Below are 17,273 nucleotides of genomic sequence, written 5' to 3' on the forward strand. Positions count from 1 at the left end.
GGGCATAGCCATTTTGGACTGTGCTCGTGGTATTTTTTATTTTCAAATATACACATGAGTTTCAAAAATAAATGGCTTTGTATGATATAATTTCCAAGGATAGTTAGTTAACACATACTAGCAATTAAGTAAAAAATTAAATTATTTATATATAGAAAGGATTGAGACTTATGACTAAAGTTGATATTTTCTCAGGTTTCCTAGGTGCTGGCAAGACTACGCTTATTAGAAAACTTATTGAGGAAGCATATGGTACGGATAAAATAGTTCTCATCGAGAATGAGTTTGGTGAGATCGGAGTAGATAAGGGATTCCTGCAGAATACTGGAATTGAGATTAACCAGATGAATGCTGGCTGTATCTGCTGCACTCTTGTAGGAGACTTTGGAAAGGCGCTTAATGAGGTTATCGAAAAGTACAATCCAGAGAGGATCCTCATCGAGCCGTCAGGAGTTGGTAAGCTATCAGATGTAATAATCGCGGTTCAGGATCTTAAGAACGACAAAATTGAGTTAAACGGATTTACGACAGTCGTTGATGCCACTAAAGCGGATATGTACATGAGCAACTTCGGGGAGTTTTACGAAAATCAGGTTGAACATGCAAGCTCAATCATTTTAAGCCACACAGCTGGAATGTCTCAGGATGATATCGATAAGTGCATCGCATTACTCCGTGAGCATAACAAAGAAGCATCTATTGTTACGACAGACTGGAAGGAAATTGATGGCTCTAAGATTTTAGAGATTATGGAGCAGAAGAAGACGCTCTCCGCTGAACTTGACCGCCTGAGAGAAGAGGCGTATAGAGAGCAGGCTGAACATGAGGCAGAGCATCATCATCATGACCATGAACATCATCATCACGATGATGAGGAGCATGAATGCTGCGGTCACGGACATCATCACGACCATGACCATGAACATCATCATCACGATGATGATGATGAGCACGAGTGCTGCGGTCATGGACATCATCACGACCATGACCATGAACACCATCACCACGATGATGAAGAGCATGAATGCTGTGGTCACGGACATCATCACGACCACGACCACGAACACCATCACCACGATGATGAAGAGCATGGTTGCTGTGGTCACGGACATCATCACCACCATCACCACGGACACGGCCACCACGCTGACGAAGTCTTCGACGAAATGGGCGTGGAGACCGCACATCGCTTCAGCCGAGGCCAGCTCGAGCAAGCTCTAGCAGGCCTCATGGATTCAGAGCAGTGCGGACAGGTGCTCAGAGCGAAGGGATTCGTAGCAGGTACAGAAGGCGAATGGTACGAGTTCGACTACATCCCAGGTGAGCCAGAGGTTAGAACTGCTGGAGAGGCAGAGACAACAGGAGTAATCTGCGTAATCGGAGTAGGACTCAAGAAGGATAAGATTAAGGAGCTGTTCGGAATATGAGAGAGAAACCAGTATATCTATTTACAGGATTTCTAGGCTCGGGTAAATCTACTTTCATTCAGGATACACTCGAAACACCGGAGTTCGGAGAAGGTGCAAGCACACTCCTCTTGGTTTGTGAGTCAGGTGAAGTACATTATGATGAAAGTAAATTTACCGACAAAGTGTACATCGAGACAATAGAGAGGGAGGCAGACCTTACAGAAGCAAGGCTCAACGGCATCGCATCGAAGTATGTATTTGACAGAGTTCTAGTCGAGTACAACGGCATGTGGATGACGCAGACTCTGTTTGAGAACATGCCTCGCAACTGGATAATCGCGCAGGAGATGACCTTCTTCGATGCGACTATGTTCGAACTGTACAATAAGAATATGAGACAGCTCTGCTTCAACAAGATGCAGAATGCAGAGCTTGTGGTATTCAATAGATTCCAGAAGGGTGCGGATAAGATGCCGTTCCATAAGGAAGTGCGTGTAGCTAACAGGCGCTCGCAGATTGTCTATGAGTTCGGGCCGCATGACATAGAAGTAGACGATATTGTGGATGAGTTGCCTTTCGATAAGAAGGCCAGCACGATTGAAATCGCCGACGATATGTACGCTGACTGGTATCGCGATATCAACGAAAATCAGGATGAGTACAACAATAAGACATTGATTCTAAAGGGCAGAGTCGTAAAGGGCGGCGATATGAAGCACGGGGAGTTCGGGCTTGGAAGGCATCTCATGACATGCTGCGTAGAGGATATGCAGTTCGCAGCGCTCATGGGTATCTATGATAGAATCGATGACTTCAAGAATGGAGCTTGGGTTCAGGTCAAAGCCAAGGTTAGGGTTGAATACGTCGATGCATACGAGGAGAAGGGGCCAGTCCTTTACTGTAAGTCGGTAGAGGCGTGCGAGCCATGCAACCCTGAGGTTGCGACATTTTAAACAGCTATTTAATAGAGAAATGCATGATTATAAACCTCTTTTGTCAGGGATTCTGGCAGAAGAGGTATTAATTTGCCTATATTTTGCTAGAGGAATAATCTACAATGGTTGATATGAAGAATTTTATGTAAATGCTAATATGCAAAGCAAATTCATACCAGATTCACACCGTGATAGTAAGGTAGAGTCAGAAGATAGAAAGGGTGCATACGATGGCAACGATACTTTTCCTAGAAGATGAAAACATGATTCGCGAAGTTCTTTCTGAATACATGGTGGTCGCAGGTCACGAGGTTGTTACGTGTGAGCGTGGCGATGAAGCGATAAAGCTAATTGAAGAGGGTGAGCCGTTTGACCTTGCGGTGCTCGACATCAGAGTGCCAGGAGCGACAGGGTTTGATGTGTTACAGGCTATAAAAAAAGAACGTGGCGAAGATATTGGTGTGATTATGCTCACGGCATATGACGATATCAATACGCAGCTTGAGGCTTTTAACTACCTTGCGGATGATTACATTACAAAGCCTGCCTCACCGATAATTCTAATTAAGAGAATTGAAGCTGTTCTTAGAAGAACGAGGAGGAAGATGGAATCAGAGATTAATCAGGGGTTCGTGGTCGATGAAGATGAACTTCGGGCATACTATAACAAGAAGAACCTCAAACTGACCGTAAGTGAATTTGTGCTCATGAAGACTCTGAGGGATAGTCCGGGAAGGGTATTTAGCAGAGATCAGCTTATCAACATGATATTCGATGAGGAGTACGTGGCGAACGATAGGATAATCGATGCACACATCAAGAATCTTAGAAAGAAACTCCCACATGACTACATCGAAACAGTTATAGGAGTTGGCTACAGGTGGAGAAAAGAAGATGAAATTAGGAAGTAAGACATTTTTATACAGCGTCATTATCTCGCTGATCGTGGGAATCGTGATCTTTTCATATATGGTATTCCTGATGCCTTCCATGTATATGGATTACAAGGAGAATCAAAATTTAGAAAATGCAAAGTCAGCGATGAAGCACTTCAAGAAGCACGAATCATTGAAAAACTTCAAGACTGGCGATGCCAATGCTATAGGTATCATCGTACCTGGAAATGGCTACACTATCAGGGTTACGGGATCCAGTTTCAATGGATCAATTGAGGCTGTTAGCCCTGCGTCTAAAGAGATTATAGACCAGTTCAGGGCTCTTGATATGAGCAGTAAGAGTAATAAAAAGGAGGCATTTAAGAATCTAAAGCCTGCACTTAAAGCCTTTGCAGAAGAGAATTCGGCTGAGATGAATAGCAGTTTTAAAATAAATCTTAAAGGAGACAGCAGCTTATCTCAGTTCAAGGTTAAGGATAAAAAACTTCACTACTATAGTGGCGGAGTGTTAATCAGTGAGTTTTCCGTCGAGAGTCGTTATTCGGGAACTAGCTACACCTATTTTGTCGGATTTGCAAAGCATGGAGATGACATGCTTATCCTAAGTAGCACCACGATGACACCTTCAGCAAGTGAAATTCTACCAGTTCTCTACGGGTCAGCTCCTATGCTCATACTGCTTATGATAATCTTGGCATTTGGAGTATCAGCAATATATTCACGCAAGATAGTATCTCCAATTAGGAAGCTGTCTATGGATGCGGAGAGACGCATGAGTTCGTCATCAATAAAGCTAGAGCCACTTGAAGCTGTAGGCAATGATGAGATATCTGATTTGACTGCTGCACTAAACCTACTTTATGAAAAGCAAGCACAGGCAGTTCAAAATCTCGAAGAGGAGAATAAGCGTAAAGAAGTTTATATGCGTGCTACATCGCATCAGCTAAAAACTCCTATCGCGGCATCGATGCTACTCGTGGACGGAATGATTGGTAAGGTCGGAAAGTTCGGAGATAGGGACCTGTATTTGCCAGAGGTAAAAGCGCAGCTTCGTGAGATGATGAGCATAATAGAGGAGACGTCAAATCTTAACAATGCGGCAGATAGCTTCGAGGTTGAGAAGGTCGATATTGTGTCATTATGCCGGGAAACTTTAGAGAAGAACCGCATCGGAGCTGAATCTAAGGGCATAACTCTAAATGGTCCAGAGATTGAAACAGCCGTATATTGGTATACCAATGCGATGATGCTCAAGAAGATTTTGGAGAATTTAATTGTGAATGGCATAGACCACACAGGTGAAAGTGGAAGTGTCACAGTCGATGTTAGGGAGTCTAGAATTTCGGTGTTCAGTCGTCCAGGACATATAGATGAGGAAATAATTGATGATATCTTTGAACCGTTTGTAACGGGAGCTCAAGGAGAAGATATTGGACAGAAGAAGGGGCATGGATTAGGGCTTTATATAGCTAAATATTTTGCGGGAAAGCTAGGGCTTGAACTGCGTGGTGACAACATGCAGGACGGCGTTCAGTTTATTCTAGAGAAAAGAGGTAGAGATGATTAGACTCGACAATGTTAAGGTGAGTTTTAAAGATAAAGTAGCTGTGGACCTCGGGCGAGTGATTGAAATTGCGGATGGCGAGAGAGTCGGAATCATAGGGAGCAACGGTGCTGGAAAGACTACGCTTCTAAAGAGTATTATCGGTCTGGTTCCTCATAAGGGAAACATAGCACTCGGGGTTCCGTCAAATGAGATCTCCGTTCACATGCAGTACAACTCTTATGTCGATACCGTTTCAATTAGGAACATCATCGAGATGGTGATGGGCTGCAGGATAACAGACAATCAGAAACTCCAAGAAATGATTGAATTCTTCGAGTTCGAAGGATGCTTAGATAAGAGGTGGAAACAGCTATCAGGCGGTCAGAAGCAGAGGCTCACTCTCATACTCGTGATGTGTAAGGACAGCAAAATAGTGATGTTCGATGAAGTTACATCAGGACTCGACTTCGAGACGCGTCAGAGGCTCATGGACAAGCTCGTAACTTGGTACGAGGAAAAGCACACGACGCTGCTTATAACATCACATTACTATACTGAGCTCGATAATTTGGCGACCAAAATACTGTATCTTAAGGACGGTAGGGCCGTGGACTACGGGTCAAAGGAAGAGCTTTTTAGAAAGTACTGCGGAAATGCCGTGGTGATCTTCGAGGATACGGAAAAAGGACGTGAAATAGCGAAGGCGCACAAACAGATAAAGGCCGCCGAAGGGTTTATTGCACTCTCATGTGACAATGATGATGAAGAGGTTGAAATCGCTGAAAAGCTTATCAGAAACCACATAAACTACAGGCGAAGCAATAACGATATCGAAATGATGACTATTAATGCGGAGAGGTAAGATGAATAGATATACGATAAGATACGAATTTCAAAATACGCTGCACAATGTCTATGCGGTCTTCTTTGGATCTATTTTTCCAGTGCTACTACTGCATATGATTGTCAGGGGAACACTTGGCGACATTCCTAAGAATATGAAGGATGAAGTGGTAACCACAATATTTATTGGCATGGCGATGCTTATTCCGCTGGCGAGCATATTTCTGAATCACGCAGCGATTTATTCAAATGAGCTTGATAAGAAGATACCTGAACGTTTACTGCTCTTCGGATTTTCGGAGAAGGACATATTGCTCAACAAAGTGGTAGCGAATTTGATTATATTGACGCTCTGCATATTTATTTACCTTGGTGGGACTGTTCCTTTCCTAAAAATACTTAAGCCGAGGTTTGCAGCTGTGGTGGTTTGGATTTTGGGAATATATATTCTTGCTATTATCTTGATGGCCCTCGCTCATGGTATAGCGACATTAATAGGTAAGTTCGGACCGACCTATGGCGTTGTGATGGCAATCTACTTCGCAATGATGATATTGAGTGGATACATGGGCGTTAGAATAACAGATCTTCCAAAATCGGTTAGATGGATATCTGAACTGCTTCCAACTGCGCAGCTTGGTAACGATTATATAGATTTCTGGCTAGGCAGAGAATATAATTTCGGACCGCTAATTCAGTCAATGATCTTCATGTCTGCTCTTAGTGCAGTGGTTGTGCTGGTGGCATTTAAGGTGAGAGGAAGAAAGAATTAAGTAGCACCTTAAGAAAATCTTCATAAAAAATAACTTGAATTTGATGGTCGATGTGTTATTGTATTAGTAACTTAATACAATAACACGTCGATTTATTTATATCTGATTCAAATTAGGTATAAAACAAATCGTATCAATAGATTTAGAGAGGAGACTAGCATGGAATGGAAATTTGTCGATGGTATCCCGATATACTCGCAGATTGTAAATGAGCTCACCGTGCGGATTGCCAGACACGACTATTTACCAGGGGAGAAGCTGCCATCTGTAAGAGATATCGCAGCAGCAGCTTGTGTCAATCCGAACACGGTGCAGAGAGCACTTGCGGAGCTCGAACGAAGCGGGCTAGTGCGCACAGAGAGGACCAACGGAAGATTTGTGACGGAGGATGAGAGAGCCTTGAAAGAGATTTATAAGGGGTTATCAAGTTCGTATATTGATGAACTCGTCGAGAAGCTGCGTAATATTGGGATGAGTGACATGGAGATTATAGAAGCGGTTACAAACTGCGTGGGAAAGGAGAAATAATGAGCATAATAGAGATAAAAGATCTGAGCAAAGCATACGGCTCAAAGCTAGCGCTATCGGGTGTTGATCTAGATATAGATAAGGGGCAAATTGTTGGACTCATGGGGCCAAATGGCTCAGGCAAGACAACACTAATTAAGATAATCATGGGATTACTGAGACCTGATGCTGGTGAGGTCCTGATAGATGGAGATAGACCTAGTGAAAAGACAAAGGCAAAGGTCGCTTACCTGCCTGATAAGATGACGTACCCTACATATATGACTGCTGGCAGCCTCGTGCGCCTATATCAGGATTTCTTCGATGACTTCGATAAACTCAAAGCTCTATCGATGCTCAATGATCTCGGTATCGAGAAAGGGCTTAAGCTAAAAGCGATGTCCAAAGGTACCAAGGAAAAGGTGCAGCTCATCCTAACGATGGCACGTAATGCCGAAGTGTATCTACTCGATGAACCTATCGCAGGCGTTGATCCAGCGACTAGAGACTATATTCTTAGAACGATTATTACCAATTACAATCCTGAGGCTGTAGTGATTATTTCCACTCACCTAATCGCCGATGTCGAATCGGTACTCGACGATGTAATCTTCATCAAAGACGGCGAAATCGTGGTTCACGAGACTGCTGAAAGTTTGCGTGAGAAGAAGGGTCAAAGCATTGATAAACTGTTCAGGGAGGTGTTCAAATGCTAGGTAAATTATTAAAATATGAGTTTAAATCGCTGATGAACAATCTCGGAGTTCTGTACTTGGTTTGGTTATCTCTCACTTTGATTACTGCTGTTTTACCAAAGGCATCGAAATACACATCTGAGTTTGTAGAAAATCTTCTCTATGTAGTTTGGGCAATCTCGTTTATAGCTGCAATTATAATGACATTAGTAGTGGTTATTGACCGCAGATTCTACAAGAATTTCTATGGAGCTGAAGGGTATTTTACGCTTTCGCTACCTGTCAAGATAAGTACACACATCTGGAGCAAGGTAATTGCTAGTACAGTTTGGATGGTAATAACGGCATTTGTTGGAATCTTCATCATGATGATAGTAAGCATTGCGACAAATGGACCAGATTCTTATCATCAGATAAATGTATTTATGAACGAGAGGCCGGCAGAGGCAAGGGCAATAATAATATTTCTGTTTGAGGTGCTATTGCTGGGAGTTGTATACATCAGCCGATTCCTTCTTAAGACACTTGCATGCATTAACTTAAGCGTGCAGTTCAGCAGCTTCAAATCACTTCTACAGGGAGTTTTCTTCGTCGTACTCACAATAGCAGAGGTGTATGCTGCGATTGAAGTAATTGGACATCTATTCGGCGACTTTGCATTAAACCTGACTGTGAATGGCAATCAGATTAGAATTGCACAGTATGGAGTCGGAGGAATTATACTTTTGCAGGTTGTGGAGTGTGCAATCTACTTCCTCGCATCTAACTATCTGATGAAAAACCGACTTAACCTCGAGTAGGAGCATAATATGCTGATAATTCATCAATTTTTATAAACAATTTATAACGCAAGAGCCGAATTCAAAATTATTTGATTCGGCTTTTATTTTGTACAGAAGTCTTTGAAATGAACGGATTGCAGTTCTCTCAAAATGCTAGTATACTAACTCTACACGTTGTAACGCACTTGGTTAAGAAGGGGTTTGTGCGATTAATCGTGACAATCTGACAACGCAGATCATGTGATAGTGAGATGGGCTTCACAGCATTGGAAGGATGACGAGAATTGAATAGAAATGATTCGCTGATAAATAAATATTTGCGATACATTATTCCCGCGATGGCTGGACAGCTCATATTCACGCTGTACACAGTAGTTGATGGGATTTTCGTAGCTCGAGGTGTATCCGAGACGGCTCTAGCTGCCGTCTCAATTGCTACGCCGTTCGTCACCTTGCTGTTTGCAATTTCAATAACTTTCGCGGTGGGTACATCAACAATAGTTGCCCGTCTTCTCGGTCAAAACCGTACTATGGAGGCGAGACGCGTATTCACAGAGAGCTTAGTTTCACTTGTTTTGTTGTCGATAGTAATCAGCGTGCTGGTCTTTATTTTCCTAAATCCGCTGTGCAGGTTGCTCGGAGCGACGGAATCGACGCTTCCATATGTAAGGAGTTATCTTCTCACGATAGCACCGTTCATATTTTCATTCGTCATATCCTACAATCTCGAGCTGCTCCTCGCCACTGACGGATTTCCAGGACTCGCCACTATCTATGTGCTGCTCGGAGTGATTCTCAACATCCTCCTCGATTGGTACACGATATTTAAGCTGAATTGGGGCATAGTTGGAGCTGGATTAGCAACGTCTTTTTCTCAGACGGTCGTAATTATCATCTACCTGATTCACTTTGCGGGGAGGAAAGCGACACTTCGTTTTACGAGATTTAAGTTCAGACGCGGACTTATGTTTCGCCAATTCATGAGCGGTATACCTTCAGGTATTACGGAAATGTCGCCGGGAATAGTGACATTTATCTTCAACAGGTTTATCGTTACTTTTATGCACGATAGAGAGCTGATTATCTATTCGATACTATCATATGTAATTCTGCTGGCGACGGTTCTTGCAAATGGGATTGCTCAAGGCACACAGCCCCTCGTTAGTTACTATCACGGTAGACACGAGAGGGATACATTCCGCACTATCTTTGGTTATGAGATTAGATCGGGACTCATATTGGCCGTATTAGAGATAGCGGTCGTGCTGGTGTTTGGAAATTATATAGCGATGCTATTTGTTAATGATGGAGATGCACTTATCCTGGAAGTATCGTATGCGCTTAGACTGATAGCTTTGGCATTCCCAATGCTCAGTATGAATATCATCATCGCTGGATATCTAACTGCTCTCGAGAGGTCTAGGGTTGCAGCTTTCATATCGCTGATGAGATGTACACTGACGCTTCTGCTTTCGCTTGCGTTAATCGCAACTATGCTTGGCGTATCTTATGTATGGCTCTCACTTGCCGTATCTGAGATGCTTTCTATGATAGCAGCAGTTCTTCTGTACAGGAAGACTCGCAGAGTTGCAATAGCTGAAACTTTTGACGACATGTAGATTGTGCATTGTATTAATTTAGTACAATGTGTATATCTTTTGTATTATCGTTGCTAAACTCAGGGGAATTTTATTACAATACTCATACTTATCACTATTGCTGATTAAATATCCATGATGCATTGTTAGATTGAATATCGCTGTTAGTAGGGACGTTGTGTTACTACAGAAATAGAAAAGTGAGGAGAAATGCTTTTTAATCGAGAGACAGACTATGCAGTAAGGGTTCTTAAGAATCTGTCGACAGATAGACCCACGAGCATAAGTTCATTCGTGGAAGGTGAATTCATATCAGAGGCAATCGCTTATAAGGTATCAAGAAAACTCGATAAGGCTGGTATCATATACGGAGTAAGGGGGAGCAGTGGTGGCTATGTGCTGAGCAGACCGCTGACGGAGATTACCCTATATGATGTGCACCAGGCTATAGAGCCACATTCACTTGTATGTGAGTGCCTGAAGCAAGATGTTTCGTGTCTTTTGAACACAGACCGAGACACATGTGCGCTTCGAAAGGAATTATTACGTATTCAAGAAAATATAAATACTGATTTGAAAAAACACTCTCTAGGTGAGCTTTTTGACGCAAAATAAAAAAATAATCGCATCACGCTTTGATGCGATTATTTTTTTGCATTTTATGCCTAGTTATCTCGAGGTATATTAGCCTTAGGTAAACTCCAGTGGTAATGAGCTGCAAGAAGTCTGAGCAATACTATGAGTCCAGCCCCAATTCCCATGGCAAGTACTGTGCCGACTCTATCCCATAGTGCTATGCACGTGAGTGCTCCGATGAGTGATGCGCTAGCATAGAAATGCTTTACGAATATATACGGCCTATTACCTGCCATCATATCTCTCAGAACTCCACCTCCAACTCCGGTGAGCATTCCGACGAAGGTGAATAATATAACTCCGTGAATTGAGGATACAGTGTAAGCTGATTTGATACCAAGAACTGTAAATACTCCAAGCCCGACCGAGTCCATTATGAGCATCAGCCACTCATATAGCATTGAGTCCGAAAATATCCACCTCCTGACCGGCGGTGTGAATACGATTACTGATACTACTACCGATATGATGAGATAAGTTGGGTCCCTAAAGGTTAGAGGAGGAGTCTGTCCGATTATTATATCCCTGATGATTCCCCCACCTACGCCGGTTGTTAGACCGAGTATTGTGATTCCCATGAGATCCATGCCTTTTTCCAGTCCGAGAGTGGCTCCCGAGATGGCAAAGGCGATGGTGCCGATTATTTCAAGTGCGAAGACTATATTTTCAAGACTGTATAATGATGACAATTTCCTTCTCCTACATGTCGATGCTGTAAAAGCATCTTCTATTTATCTAGAAAAGCATATTCCTTTACATGATTTTCCCGTACATGCTGCATTTCCCTCGTCCGTATCTAAATGAACAACGGTTCTGGTGTTGCCGACACGTACAACTACTTCATCAAATGTTAGTGCTCTACCGCATCCTGTATCGATTTTTAGAGAGACTTCGTCTCCCGTGGTTACCTGCAAATGATCCGCATCTTCCTTTGATAGGTGAATGTGCCTTTTTGCGACTATGCAGCCATGATCAATTTCAGTTGTGGCGCCATTTTTAGCTGTGATTTTAATTCCTGGTGTATTCGCTAAATCGCCAGAGAGCCTAAGAGGTGTTTCGATACCTAAATTTCTAGCATCAGTTGCTGCAAGTTCAACCTGCGTTTCTGGACGAGCAGGTCCGAGAATAGCGACATTTTGAAGAGTGCCTTTAGGACCAACGAGTGTGAGTCTTTCTTCCGCAACGTAGCCTACGATAATGTGCTTCTTAGGTGTAAGCTCATATCCAGTGCCAAAAAGTTTTTCTATATCGCCTTGGCAGAGATGCACGTGTCTGGCGCTAACTTCTACATCTACTTCAACCTGTTTCATATCTAATCTCCAATCTCCAACAAACTATGTGAATGTACATATCTATAGTCATTTATGATGTATAAGGATAACATTTATTGTGACAATCTGCAAAGGATGATATAATATTTGCTACATTTTTATTTGTAGTTACAGAATTTATGCCTTTGGTGTACTGCTTTTTACTGCACACCTTATTATGAATTTATCTGCAGGGGATTAATTTATGAAGAAAAATTATGAAAAGGGTTTCTTTGCTGCACTTGGTTGTGCTGGGCTTTGGGGTATTCTTCCAATTTACTGGAAATCGCTAATTCCAATACCGTCATCTACTATCATTATATATAGGATTCTGATGATTGCAGTAGTATGTATAATTGCTGCGCGTTTTAAGTATTCGTGGAGCAGGATTTTTTCACCGCTAAAGGATTGGCGGACATCACTCAAATTTTTCATAGCAGGGCTTATCGTAACGAGCAACTGGAGCATTTATATCTGGGCGGTTAATTCTGGTCATATAATCCAGACGAGTATTGGATATTATATAGAACCACTCGTAGTATGTATATTTGGGGCCATCTTCTTTAAAGAGAAGCTTACAGTTTACAAATCTACTGCCGTAATACTCGCGGCTGCAAGCGTAATCGTAATCTTGGTTCACTATGGACAGGTCCCAGGGATTGCACTCATCCTGGCTACGACATTTGCAATCTATTCAGCGATAAAAAAGACTGTAGACCAGCCACCTGTTATATCGCTCCTATATGAAACTATTTTTATGGCTCCAATTATGTTATGCGTAATAGTATGGCTTGAACTGCATGGGGCAGGAGCGCTTGGAGTTGGAGAGTCATATCAATACTTCCTGCTACTCCTATGTGGGCTTGCAACAGCCATACCTCTTGGGCTATTCGCCTATGCAGCTCAGAGAACATCTATGTTCGTGCTCGGTTTGACGGAATACCTCAGTCCTACATTGGCGCTTATGCTAGGGATTTTCTTGTATAAGGAACCTGTCGATAAAGTGCTGATTATGGCGTTTGGATTGATTTGGATAGGTCTCATATTCTTTTCATATGGTGAATTTAAGAGTGGTAAGGATAGTAAGAGTAGCGAGGATAGTCAAAACGTCAAAGCGAGTTAGAAGTTATAAAATAGCAATGTAGTAATAAATGTAATATTAAAAAATGTGCCAAGCACTGTGTGAAATTAGGGGGATCACACTCTGTGCTAGGCACATTTTTTATTGAGATTATTTAATTGGTTACAGATTTTTCGAAAATAATTATTAGCCTATAGCTTCTGATCTCCTGCTTTAACCCAGCCAGCTCTCTTGACAGCCTTGTGTAACAGTATTGTTAATATTGCTGGTAGAACTACAGATATTAGGATGAGACCGAGCCAATCCATTGAAGTAATCCCTACTTTTGTTCCTTTTGCTATATCAGCAATCCAGCCTGAATACACACCTAGAGGTCCGACTAGACCACATGTGCCCATGCCGCTTGCTATAGCCGGGCCGTTCATCTTGAGATGGAACACGCAGGTTGCAATAGGACCTGTGATAGCAGATGCAATAGTAGGGGCTATCCATATCCTTGGGTTTCTAACTATGTTGCCCATCTGAAGCATCGATGTTCCAACCCCCTGTGATACGAGGCCACCGACGCCATTATCTTCATACGAAGCAACTGCGAATCCAACCATCTGTGCACAGCAGCCAGCAAGTGCTGCACCGCCGGCGAGTCCTGTTAGACCTAGGGCTGCGCAAATAGCCGCAGAAGATATTGGTAAAGTAAGCGCTATACCTACAACTACAGCGACAATAATTCCCATGAGTAGAGGCTGAAGTTCTGTAGCCCACATGATAATATCGCCCATCTTCATGGCTGCGTTTCCGAGTGCGGGAGCGATTAACCAAGATAAAGCGATTCCTATGCCGATTGTCACACTCGGTGTAACTAGGATATCTACTTTTGTCTCCTTTGAAACAGCTTTTCCGCATTCAGCTGCTATTATCGCTACAAATAGTACTGCGAGTGGTCCGCCAGCACCTCCAAGCGCATTTGAAGCGAAACCGACAGTGATGAGAGAGAATAGAACTAACGGTGGAGCAGCAAGAGCGTATCCGATTGCACATGCCATTGCAGGTCCTCCCATAGCCATCGCAAGACCACCCACAGTGTATTTTATACCACCTATAGTAGCGACAGTCTGCGATAGGGCAGAGATGTGAAGCTGCACTCCGATAGTATTGATGATTGTTCCTATAAGTAGTGAACAAAATAGTCCCTGAGCCATAGCGCCAAGTGCATCAATTCCATATCTCTTTCCGGAGATGATTATATCCTTGCGTTTTAGAAATGAAGAAAAACTAGCCATTTAAAAAGCCTCCTAACTATATACAGGTGTCATGACACCTGTATATACATTAAAAGAGGCTCTGTGAAAAGTCAATATCTAATTAAAGAAAACGCTACATGTTACTTAAAAAATAAACTGTTAGTCCGTTAAAAAATTTTTATCGTTTACTCGAAGAGTATCCCTATTGAGCGGAGTTTATCCTTTATTCGCTCAAGTGCATTCTCATCCCTACACGTGATAGCATGCAAGTGAATCCCGCCTGTGAGAAGTGATAGTGGAGGAGCATTGCTCTCAATTATCTTATCTGCGAACTCCTTTGCATCAAGTCTATTTGCAATGTGCAGGTTGCCGACTAGTTCACCATATATAGGATGTTCAACACTTACATCGAGTAATATGCCACCGCAGTCAACAATCGCATTAAGTTCTTCTAGAATTTTAGATGAATCGTGTTTACAAGCGATTCTATAGACTGGAGTAGTCCCAATTTGAGGGAGCACGTATCCACGAGGGGTCGAACTAATATCATGACCTTCAGCCCTGAGAATAGCGATGTCTCCAACGATAATTTGTCTGCTTACTCCGAACTCTTTTGCAAGAGAGGAAGCGCTTACAGGTGAATCTGTAGACTGCAATTTCTGTATTATGTTGTCTTTGCGCTTCTCTCTCTGCATGACAAATCCTCCGTTACCTTCTCTTGCAAATTTGACTATTTATCTTTCTTTTCTTCTTCGCTGACTTTCTTTTCTCTAATCGCTTTTGTGCGTATCTCCTCGCAGATTGCGTTCACAAATTCACTCAGCGGCTTGCTACCTTCATCTCCTTCGAATCTCGAACGAACTGAAACAGTTTTATTCTCAGCTTCCTGCTGTCCAACGACTAGCATGTAAGGTAGCTTCTCCATCTGGGCTTTTCTAATCTTGTAGCCGATTCTCTCGGAGCTGCTGTCAATTGTAACATCAACGCCATTTCTTCTTAGCTCAGCGAAAATTTCCTCTGCATAATCCTGGTACTTATCTGAGATAGGAAGGATTCTAACCTGCTCTGCGCATAGCCAAGTAGGGAAGTTTCCTGAATACTTTTCAATCAGCCAAGCGAGAGTTCTCTCGTAGCAGCCGAGCGATGTACGGTGGATGATATATGGGCGTTTTTTCTCACCGTTCTTATCGATATAGTACATGTCATATCTCTCAGCAAGGAACATGTCAAGCTGTATAGTGATCATAGTATCTTCTTTGCCATATACATTTTTTGCCTGAATATCGAGCTTAGGTCCGTAGAATGCAGCCTCGCCAGAAGCCTCTGTGTAATCGAGACCGATTTCATCGAGAATCTCACGCATTGCAGATTCAACCTTGTCCCATTCCTCAGCAGTTCCAAGATATTTGCCTGGATTTTCTGGATCCCATTTCGACATTCTGTATGTAACATCGCCGTCTAGACCTAGAGTTGTGAGACAGTACTTAGCGAGTTTAACGCAGTTCTTGAACTCCTCGTCAATCTGCTCAGGGGTACACACGAGGTGACCCTCTGAAATCGTGAACTGACGAACTCTAGTAAGACCGTGCATTTCGCCGGAATCCTCATTACGGAATAGAGTAGAAGTCTCTCCCATTCTGTAAGGTAGATCCCTATAGCTGTGCTGCTTAGCCTTATATACATAATACTGGAATGGGCATGTCATAGGGCGAAGCGCAAATGCATTTGCATCAGCATCGTTTTCGATGAGACTAAGGTCCTCAAGTCCTCTAATCTCGCGAGTAGCATCCTCGGCATTGTTCAGTTCATCGATGTTGTCATATCCGAATACGAACATTCCATCCTTGTAGTGGTACCAGTGGTCTGAAATCTTGTAAAGAGTTGATTTAGCCATCAGCGGTGTTCTCGTTCTCACGTAACCCCATTCGTAATCCTCGAGGTCTTCAATCCAGCGCTGTAGCTTCTGAATCATCTTAGTACCCTTAGGCATAAATAGAGGAAGACCCTGACCGATGATATCTACTGTTGTAAATAGCTCCATCTCACGACCGAGTCTGTTGTGGTCTCTGTTCTTGATATCAGCTAGGTACTCAAGGTATTCTTCGAGATCTGCCTTCTTGTTGAATGCAGTACCGTAGATTCTAGTGAGCATCTTGTTGTGCTCGTCACCTCTCCAGTAAGCGCCAGAGCTAGAAGTTAGCTTAAACGCCTTAATCTGCTTCGTGCTCATCAGATGTGGTCCTGCGCAGAGCTCGATAAAATCTCCCTGCTGATAGAAGGAAATGATTTCGTCCTCTGGTAGGTCCTCGATGAGCTCGACTTTGTATGGCTCATTTCTCTCCTGGAATAGCTTGATGGCTTCATCTCTAGGGAGTGTGAAACGAGTTATCGCATCTCCTCTCTTGATGATTTTCTTCATCTCAGCTTCTATCTTATCTAAATCCTCTCTAGTTAGAGCTGGCATGTCGAAGTCATAGTAAAAACCATTATCGATAGAAGGTCCAATTGTCATCTTGGCATCTGGATATAGATTCTTGACAGCCTCTGCGAGCACGTGTGAACATGTGTGTCTGTACGCATGCTTTCCTGCATCAGAATCAAAAGTGAGAATGTTAACTTCAGCATCATTATCCACAACAGTTCTGAGGTCACAGACCTCTCCATCGACTTCACCAACGCAAGCTGCTCTTGCGAGACCCTCGCTTATGTCTTTTGCGATGTCGATGATTGACATCGGCGAAGCATATTCTTTTTTGCTACCGTCTTTTAGTGTAATAATCATTTTAAGAACTCCTTTCATTAGCGGAAGGAAATTAAAAAATCCCTTCCGACATTCAAATTGTCAGAAGGGACGCATACATTCGTATTCGTGGTTCCACCCATCTTCCGGAGCTTCTGCTCCAGCACTCTTTGAAGCTTTTAACGCGGCTAGGCGGGCAGTATTAGTGCCACTCGGAGGTGGTGTTCAGAACGCTCCGTACTGGAATGATCTCACCATCCATCCCTCTCTCAAAGCCTTAA

At 42.8% G+C, this 17,273-nt stretch carries 17 protein-coding genes and 1 other annotated feature (1 of these 18 only partly in view); of the genes, 12 read left to right on the forward strand and 5 right to left on the reverse strand.

Annotated elements, in window-relative coordinates:
- Positions 1-170 precede the first annotated feature (170 nt).
- From C5Q96_RS00125 to C5Q96_RS00175, 11 genes are all read left to right on the forward strand, one after another.
- Positions 171-1,427 (forward strand): CobW family GTP-binding protein, encoded by a 1,257-nt coding sequence (locus C5Q96_RS00125; RefSeq protein WP_106056043.1) that lies wholly within the window; start codon positions 171-173, stop codon positions 1,425-1,427.
- A complete protein-coding gene (locus tag C5Q96_RS00130) occupies positions 1,424-2,362 on the forward strand; it encodes a TIGR03943 family putative permease subunit (protein ID WP_106056045.1) in 939 nt (312 codons plus the stop codon). Before C5Q96_RS00125 ends, C5Q96_RS00130 begins: the two co-directional genes overlap by 4 nt.
- Before the next feature lie 212 nt (positions 2,363-2,574).
- Complete coding sequence (locus C5Q96_RS00135) at positions 2,575-3,255, forward strand: response regulator transcription factor (RefSeq protein WP_106056047.1); 681 nt, start codon at positions 2,575-2,577, stop codon at positions 3,253-3,255.
- Entirely contained in the window at positions 3,239-4,807 is a 1,569-nt protein-coding gene (locus C5Q96_RS00140; RefSeq protein WP_106056049.1) for a sensor histidine kinase, read from the forward strand. Before C5Q96_RS00135 ends, C5Q96_RS00140 begins: the two co-directional genes overlap by 17 nt.
- Positions 4,800-5,648 (forward strand): ATP-binding cassette domain-containing protein, encoded by an 849-nt coding sequence (locus C5Q96_RS00145; protein ID WP_106056051.1) that lies wholly within the window; start codon positions 4,800-4,802, stop codon positions 5,646-5,648. The genes C5Q96_RS00140 and C5Q96_RS00145 overlap by 8 nt, the downstream gene beginning before the upstream one ends.
- Position 5,649: 1 nt before the next feature.
- Entirely contained in the window at positions 5,650-6,402 is a 753-nt protein-coding gene (locus C5Q96_RS00150; protein ID WP_106056053.1) for an ABC transporter permease, read from the forward strand.
- A 159-nt stretch (positions 6,403-6,561) separates the two neighbouring features.
- Entirely contained in the window at positions 6,562-6,930 is a 369-nt protein-coding gene (locus tag C5Q96_RS00155; protein ID WP_106056055.1) for a GntR family transcriptional regulator, read from the forward strand.
- The gene (locus C5Q96_RS00160; protein WP_106056057.1) at positions 6,930-7,625 is read left to right on the forward strand and encodes an ABC transporter ATP-binding protein; all 696 of its coding nucleotides are present in this window, start codon (positions 6,930-6,932) and stop codon (positions 7,623-7,625) included. The genes C5Q96_RS00155 and C5Q96_RS00160 overlap by 1 nt, the downstream gene beginning before the upstream one ends.
- Complete coding sequence (locus C5Q96_RS00165; RefSeq protein WP_106056059.1) at positions 7,619-8,404, forward strand: hypothetical protein; 786 nt, start codon at positions 7,619-7,621, stop codon at positions 8,402-8,404. Before C5Q96_RS00160 ends, C5Q96_RS00165 begins: the two co-directional genes overlap by 7 nt.
- A gap of 266 nt (positions 8,405-8,670) precedes the next feature.
- Positions 8,671-10,005 (forward strand): MATE family efflux transporter, encoded by a 1,335-nt coding sequence (locus C5Q96_RS00170; RefSeq protein WP_106056061.1) that lies wholly within the window; start codon positions 8,671-8,673, stop codon positions 10,003-10,005.
- Between the two features lie 189 nt (positions 10,006-10,194).
- Positions 10,195-10,599, forward strand: a complete 405-nt coding sequence (locus C5Q96_RS00175; RefSeq protein ID WP_106056063.1) for an RrF2 family transcriptional regulator — start codon at positions 10,195-10,197, stop codon at positions 10,597-10,599.
- 50 nt (positions 10,600-10,649) lie between these two features.
- Here C5Q96_RS00175 and C5Q96_RS00180 read toward each other — a convergent pair whose 3' ends face one another.
- Positions 10,650-11,309 (reverse strand): trimeric intracellular cation channel family protein, encoded by a 660-nt coding sequence (locus tag C5Q96_RS00180; protein WP_106056065.1) that lies wholly within the window; start codon positions 11,307-11,309, stop codon positions 10,650-10,652.
- A 42-nt stretch (positions 11,310-11,351) separates the two neighbouring features.
- Positions 11,352-11,930, reverse strand: coding sequence for a phosphate propanoyltransferase (pduL, locus tag C5Q96_RS00185; protein ID WP_106056067.1), 579 nt, complete (start codon positions 11,928-11,930; stop codon positions 11,352-11,354).
- A 205-nt stretch (positions 11,931-12,135) separates the two neighbouring features.
- On the opposite strand from pduL, the gene rarD reads away from it, so the two are divergent.
- Positions 12,136-13,053: an EamA family transporter RarD gene (gene rarD, locus C5Q96_RS00190; protein ID WP_106056069.1), complete on the forward strand. Its 918-nt coding sequence runs from the start codon at positions 12,136-12,138 to the stop codon at positions 13,051-13,053.
- 149 nt (positions 13,054-13,202) lie between these two features.
- On the opposite strand, the gene C5Q96_RS00195 is transcribed toward rarD, so the two are convergent.
- The 3 genes from C5Q96_RS00195 to thrS all read right to left on the reverse strand — a co-directional run bounded on the left by C5Q96_RS00195 (position 13,203) and on the right by thrS (position 17,034).
- The gene (locus tag C5Q96_RS00195) at positions 13,203-14,291 is read right to left on the reverse strand and encodes a PTS transporter subunit IIC (protein ID WP_106056070.1); all 1,089 of its coding nucleotides are present in this window, start codon (positions 14,289-14,291) and stop codon (positions 13,203-13,205) included.
- A gap of 146 nt (positions 14,292-14,437) precedes the next feature.
- A complete protein-coding gene (locus tag C5Q96_RS00200; RefSeq protein ID WP_106056072.1) occupies positions 14,438-14,947 on the reverse strand; it encodes a transcription repressor NadR in 510 nt (169 codons plus the stop codon).
- A 35-nt stretch (positions 14,948-14,982) separates the two neighbouring features.
- Entirely contained in the window at positions 14,983-17,034 is a 2,052-nt protein-coding gene (thrS, locus tag C5Q96_RS00205) for a threonine--tRNA ligase (RefSeq protein WP_106056075.1), read from the reverse strand.
- A gap of 62 nt (positions 17,035-17,096) precedes the next feature.
- Positions 17,097-17,273 (reverse strand) — a binding site (T-box leader); it runs 32 nt beyond the window's last position.

It is taken from the genome of Mogibacterium diversum (assembly GCF_002998925.1).
Taxonomy (GTDB): domain Bacteria; phylum Bacillota; class Clostridia; order Peptostreptococcales; family Anaerovoracaceae; genus Mogibacterium; species Mogibacterium diversum.

Coding starts and splice junctions, on each gene's coding strand:
- pduL (WP_106056067.1), bottom strand. CDS start 11,930: ATGAAACAGGTTGAAGTAGATGTAGAAGTTAGCGCCAGACACGTGCAT.
- C5Q96_RS00195 (WP_106056070.1), bottom strand. CDS start 14,291: ATGGCTAGTTTTTCTTCATTTCTAAAACGCAAGGATATAATCATCTCC.
- C5Q96_RS00130 (WP_106056045.1), top strand. CDS start 1,424: ATGAGAGAGAAACCAGTATATCTATTTACAGGATTTCTAGGCTCGGGT.
- C5Q96_RS00135 (WP_106056047.1), top strand. CDS start 2,575: ATGGCAACGATACTTTTCCTAGAAGATGAAAACATGATTCGCGAAGTT.
- C5Q96_RS00155 (WP_106056055.1), top strand. CDS start 6,562: ATGGAATGGAAATTTGTCGATGGTATCCCGATATACTCGCAGATTGTA.
- C5Q96_RS00125 (WP_106056043.1), top strand. CDS start 171: ATGACTAAAGTTGATATTTTCTCAGGTTTCCTAGGTGCTGGCAAGACT.
- C5Q96_RS00150 (WP_106056053.1), top strand. CDS start 5,650: ATGAATAGATATACGATAAGATACGAATTTCAAAATACGCTGCACAAT.
- C5Q96_RS00200 (WP_106056072.1), bottom strand. CDS start 14,947: ATGCAGAGAGAGAAGCGCAAAGACAACATAATACAGAAATTGCAGTCT.
- C5Q96_RS00175 (WP_106056063.1), top strand. CDS start 10,195: ATGCTTTTTAATCGAGAGACAGACTATGCAGTAAGGGTTCTTAAGAAT.
- C5Q96_RS00165 (WP_106056059.1), top strand. CDS start 7,619: ATGCTAGGTAAATTATTAAAATATGAGTTTAAATCGCTGATGAACAAT.
- thrS (WP_106056075.1), bottom strand. CDS start 17,034: ATGATTATTACACTAAAAGACGGTAGCAAAAAAGAATATGCTTCGCCG.
- rarD (WP_106056069.1), top strand. CDS start 12,136: ATGAAGAAAAATTATGAAAAGGGTTTCTTTGCTGCACTTGGTTGTGCT.
- C5Q96_RS00160 (WP_106056057.1), top strand. CDS start 6,930: ATGAGCATAATAGAGATAAAAGATCTGAGCAAAGCATACGGCTCAAAG.
- C5Q96_RS00140 (WP_106056049.1), top strand. CDS start 3,239: ATGAAATTAGGAAGTAAGACATTTTTATACAGCGTCATTATCTCGCTG.
- C5Q96_RS00145 (WP_106056051.1), top strand. CDS start 4,800: ATGATTAGACTCGACAATGTTAAGGTGAGTTTTAAAGATAAAGTAGCT.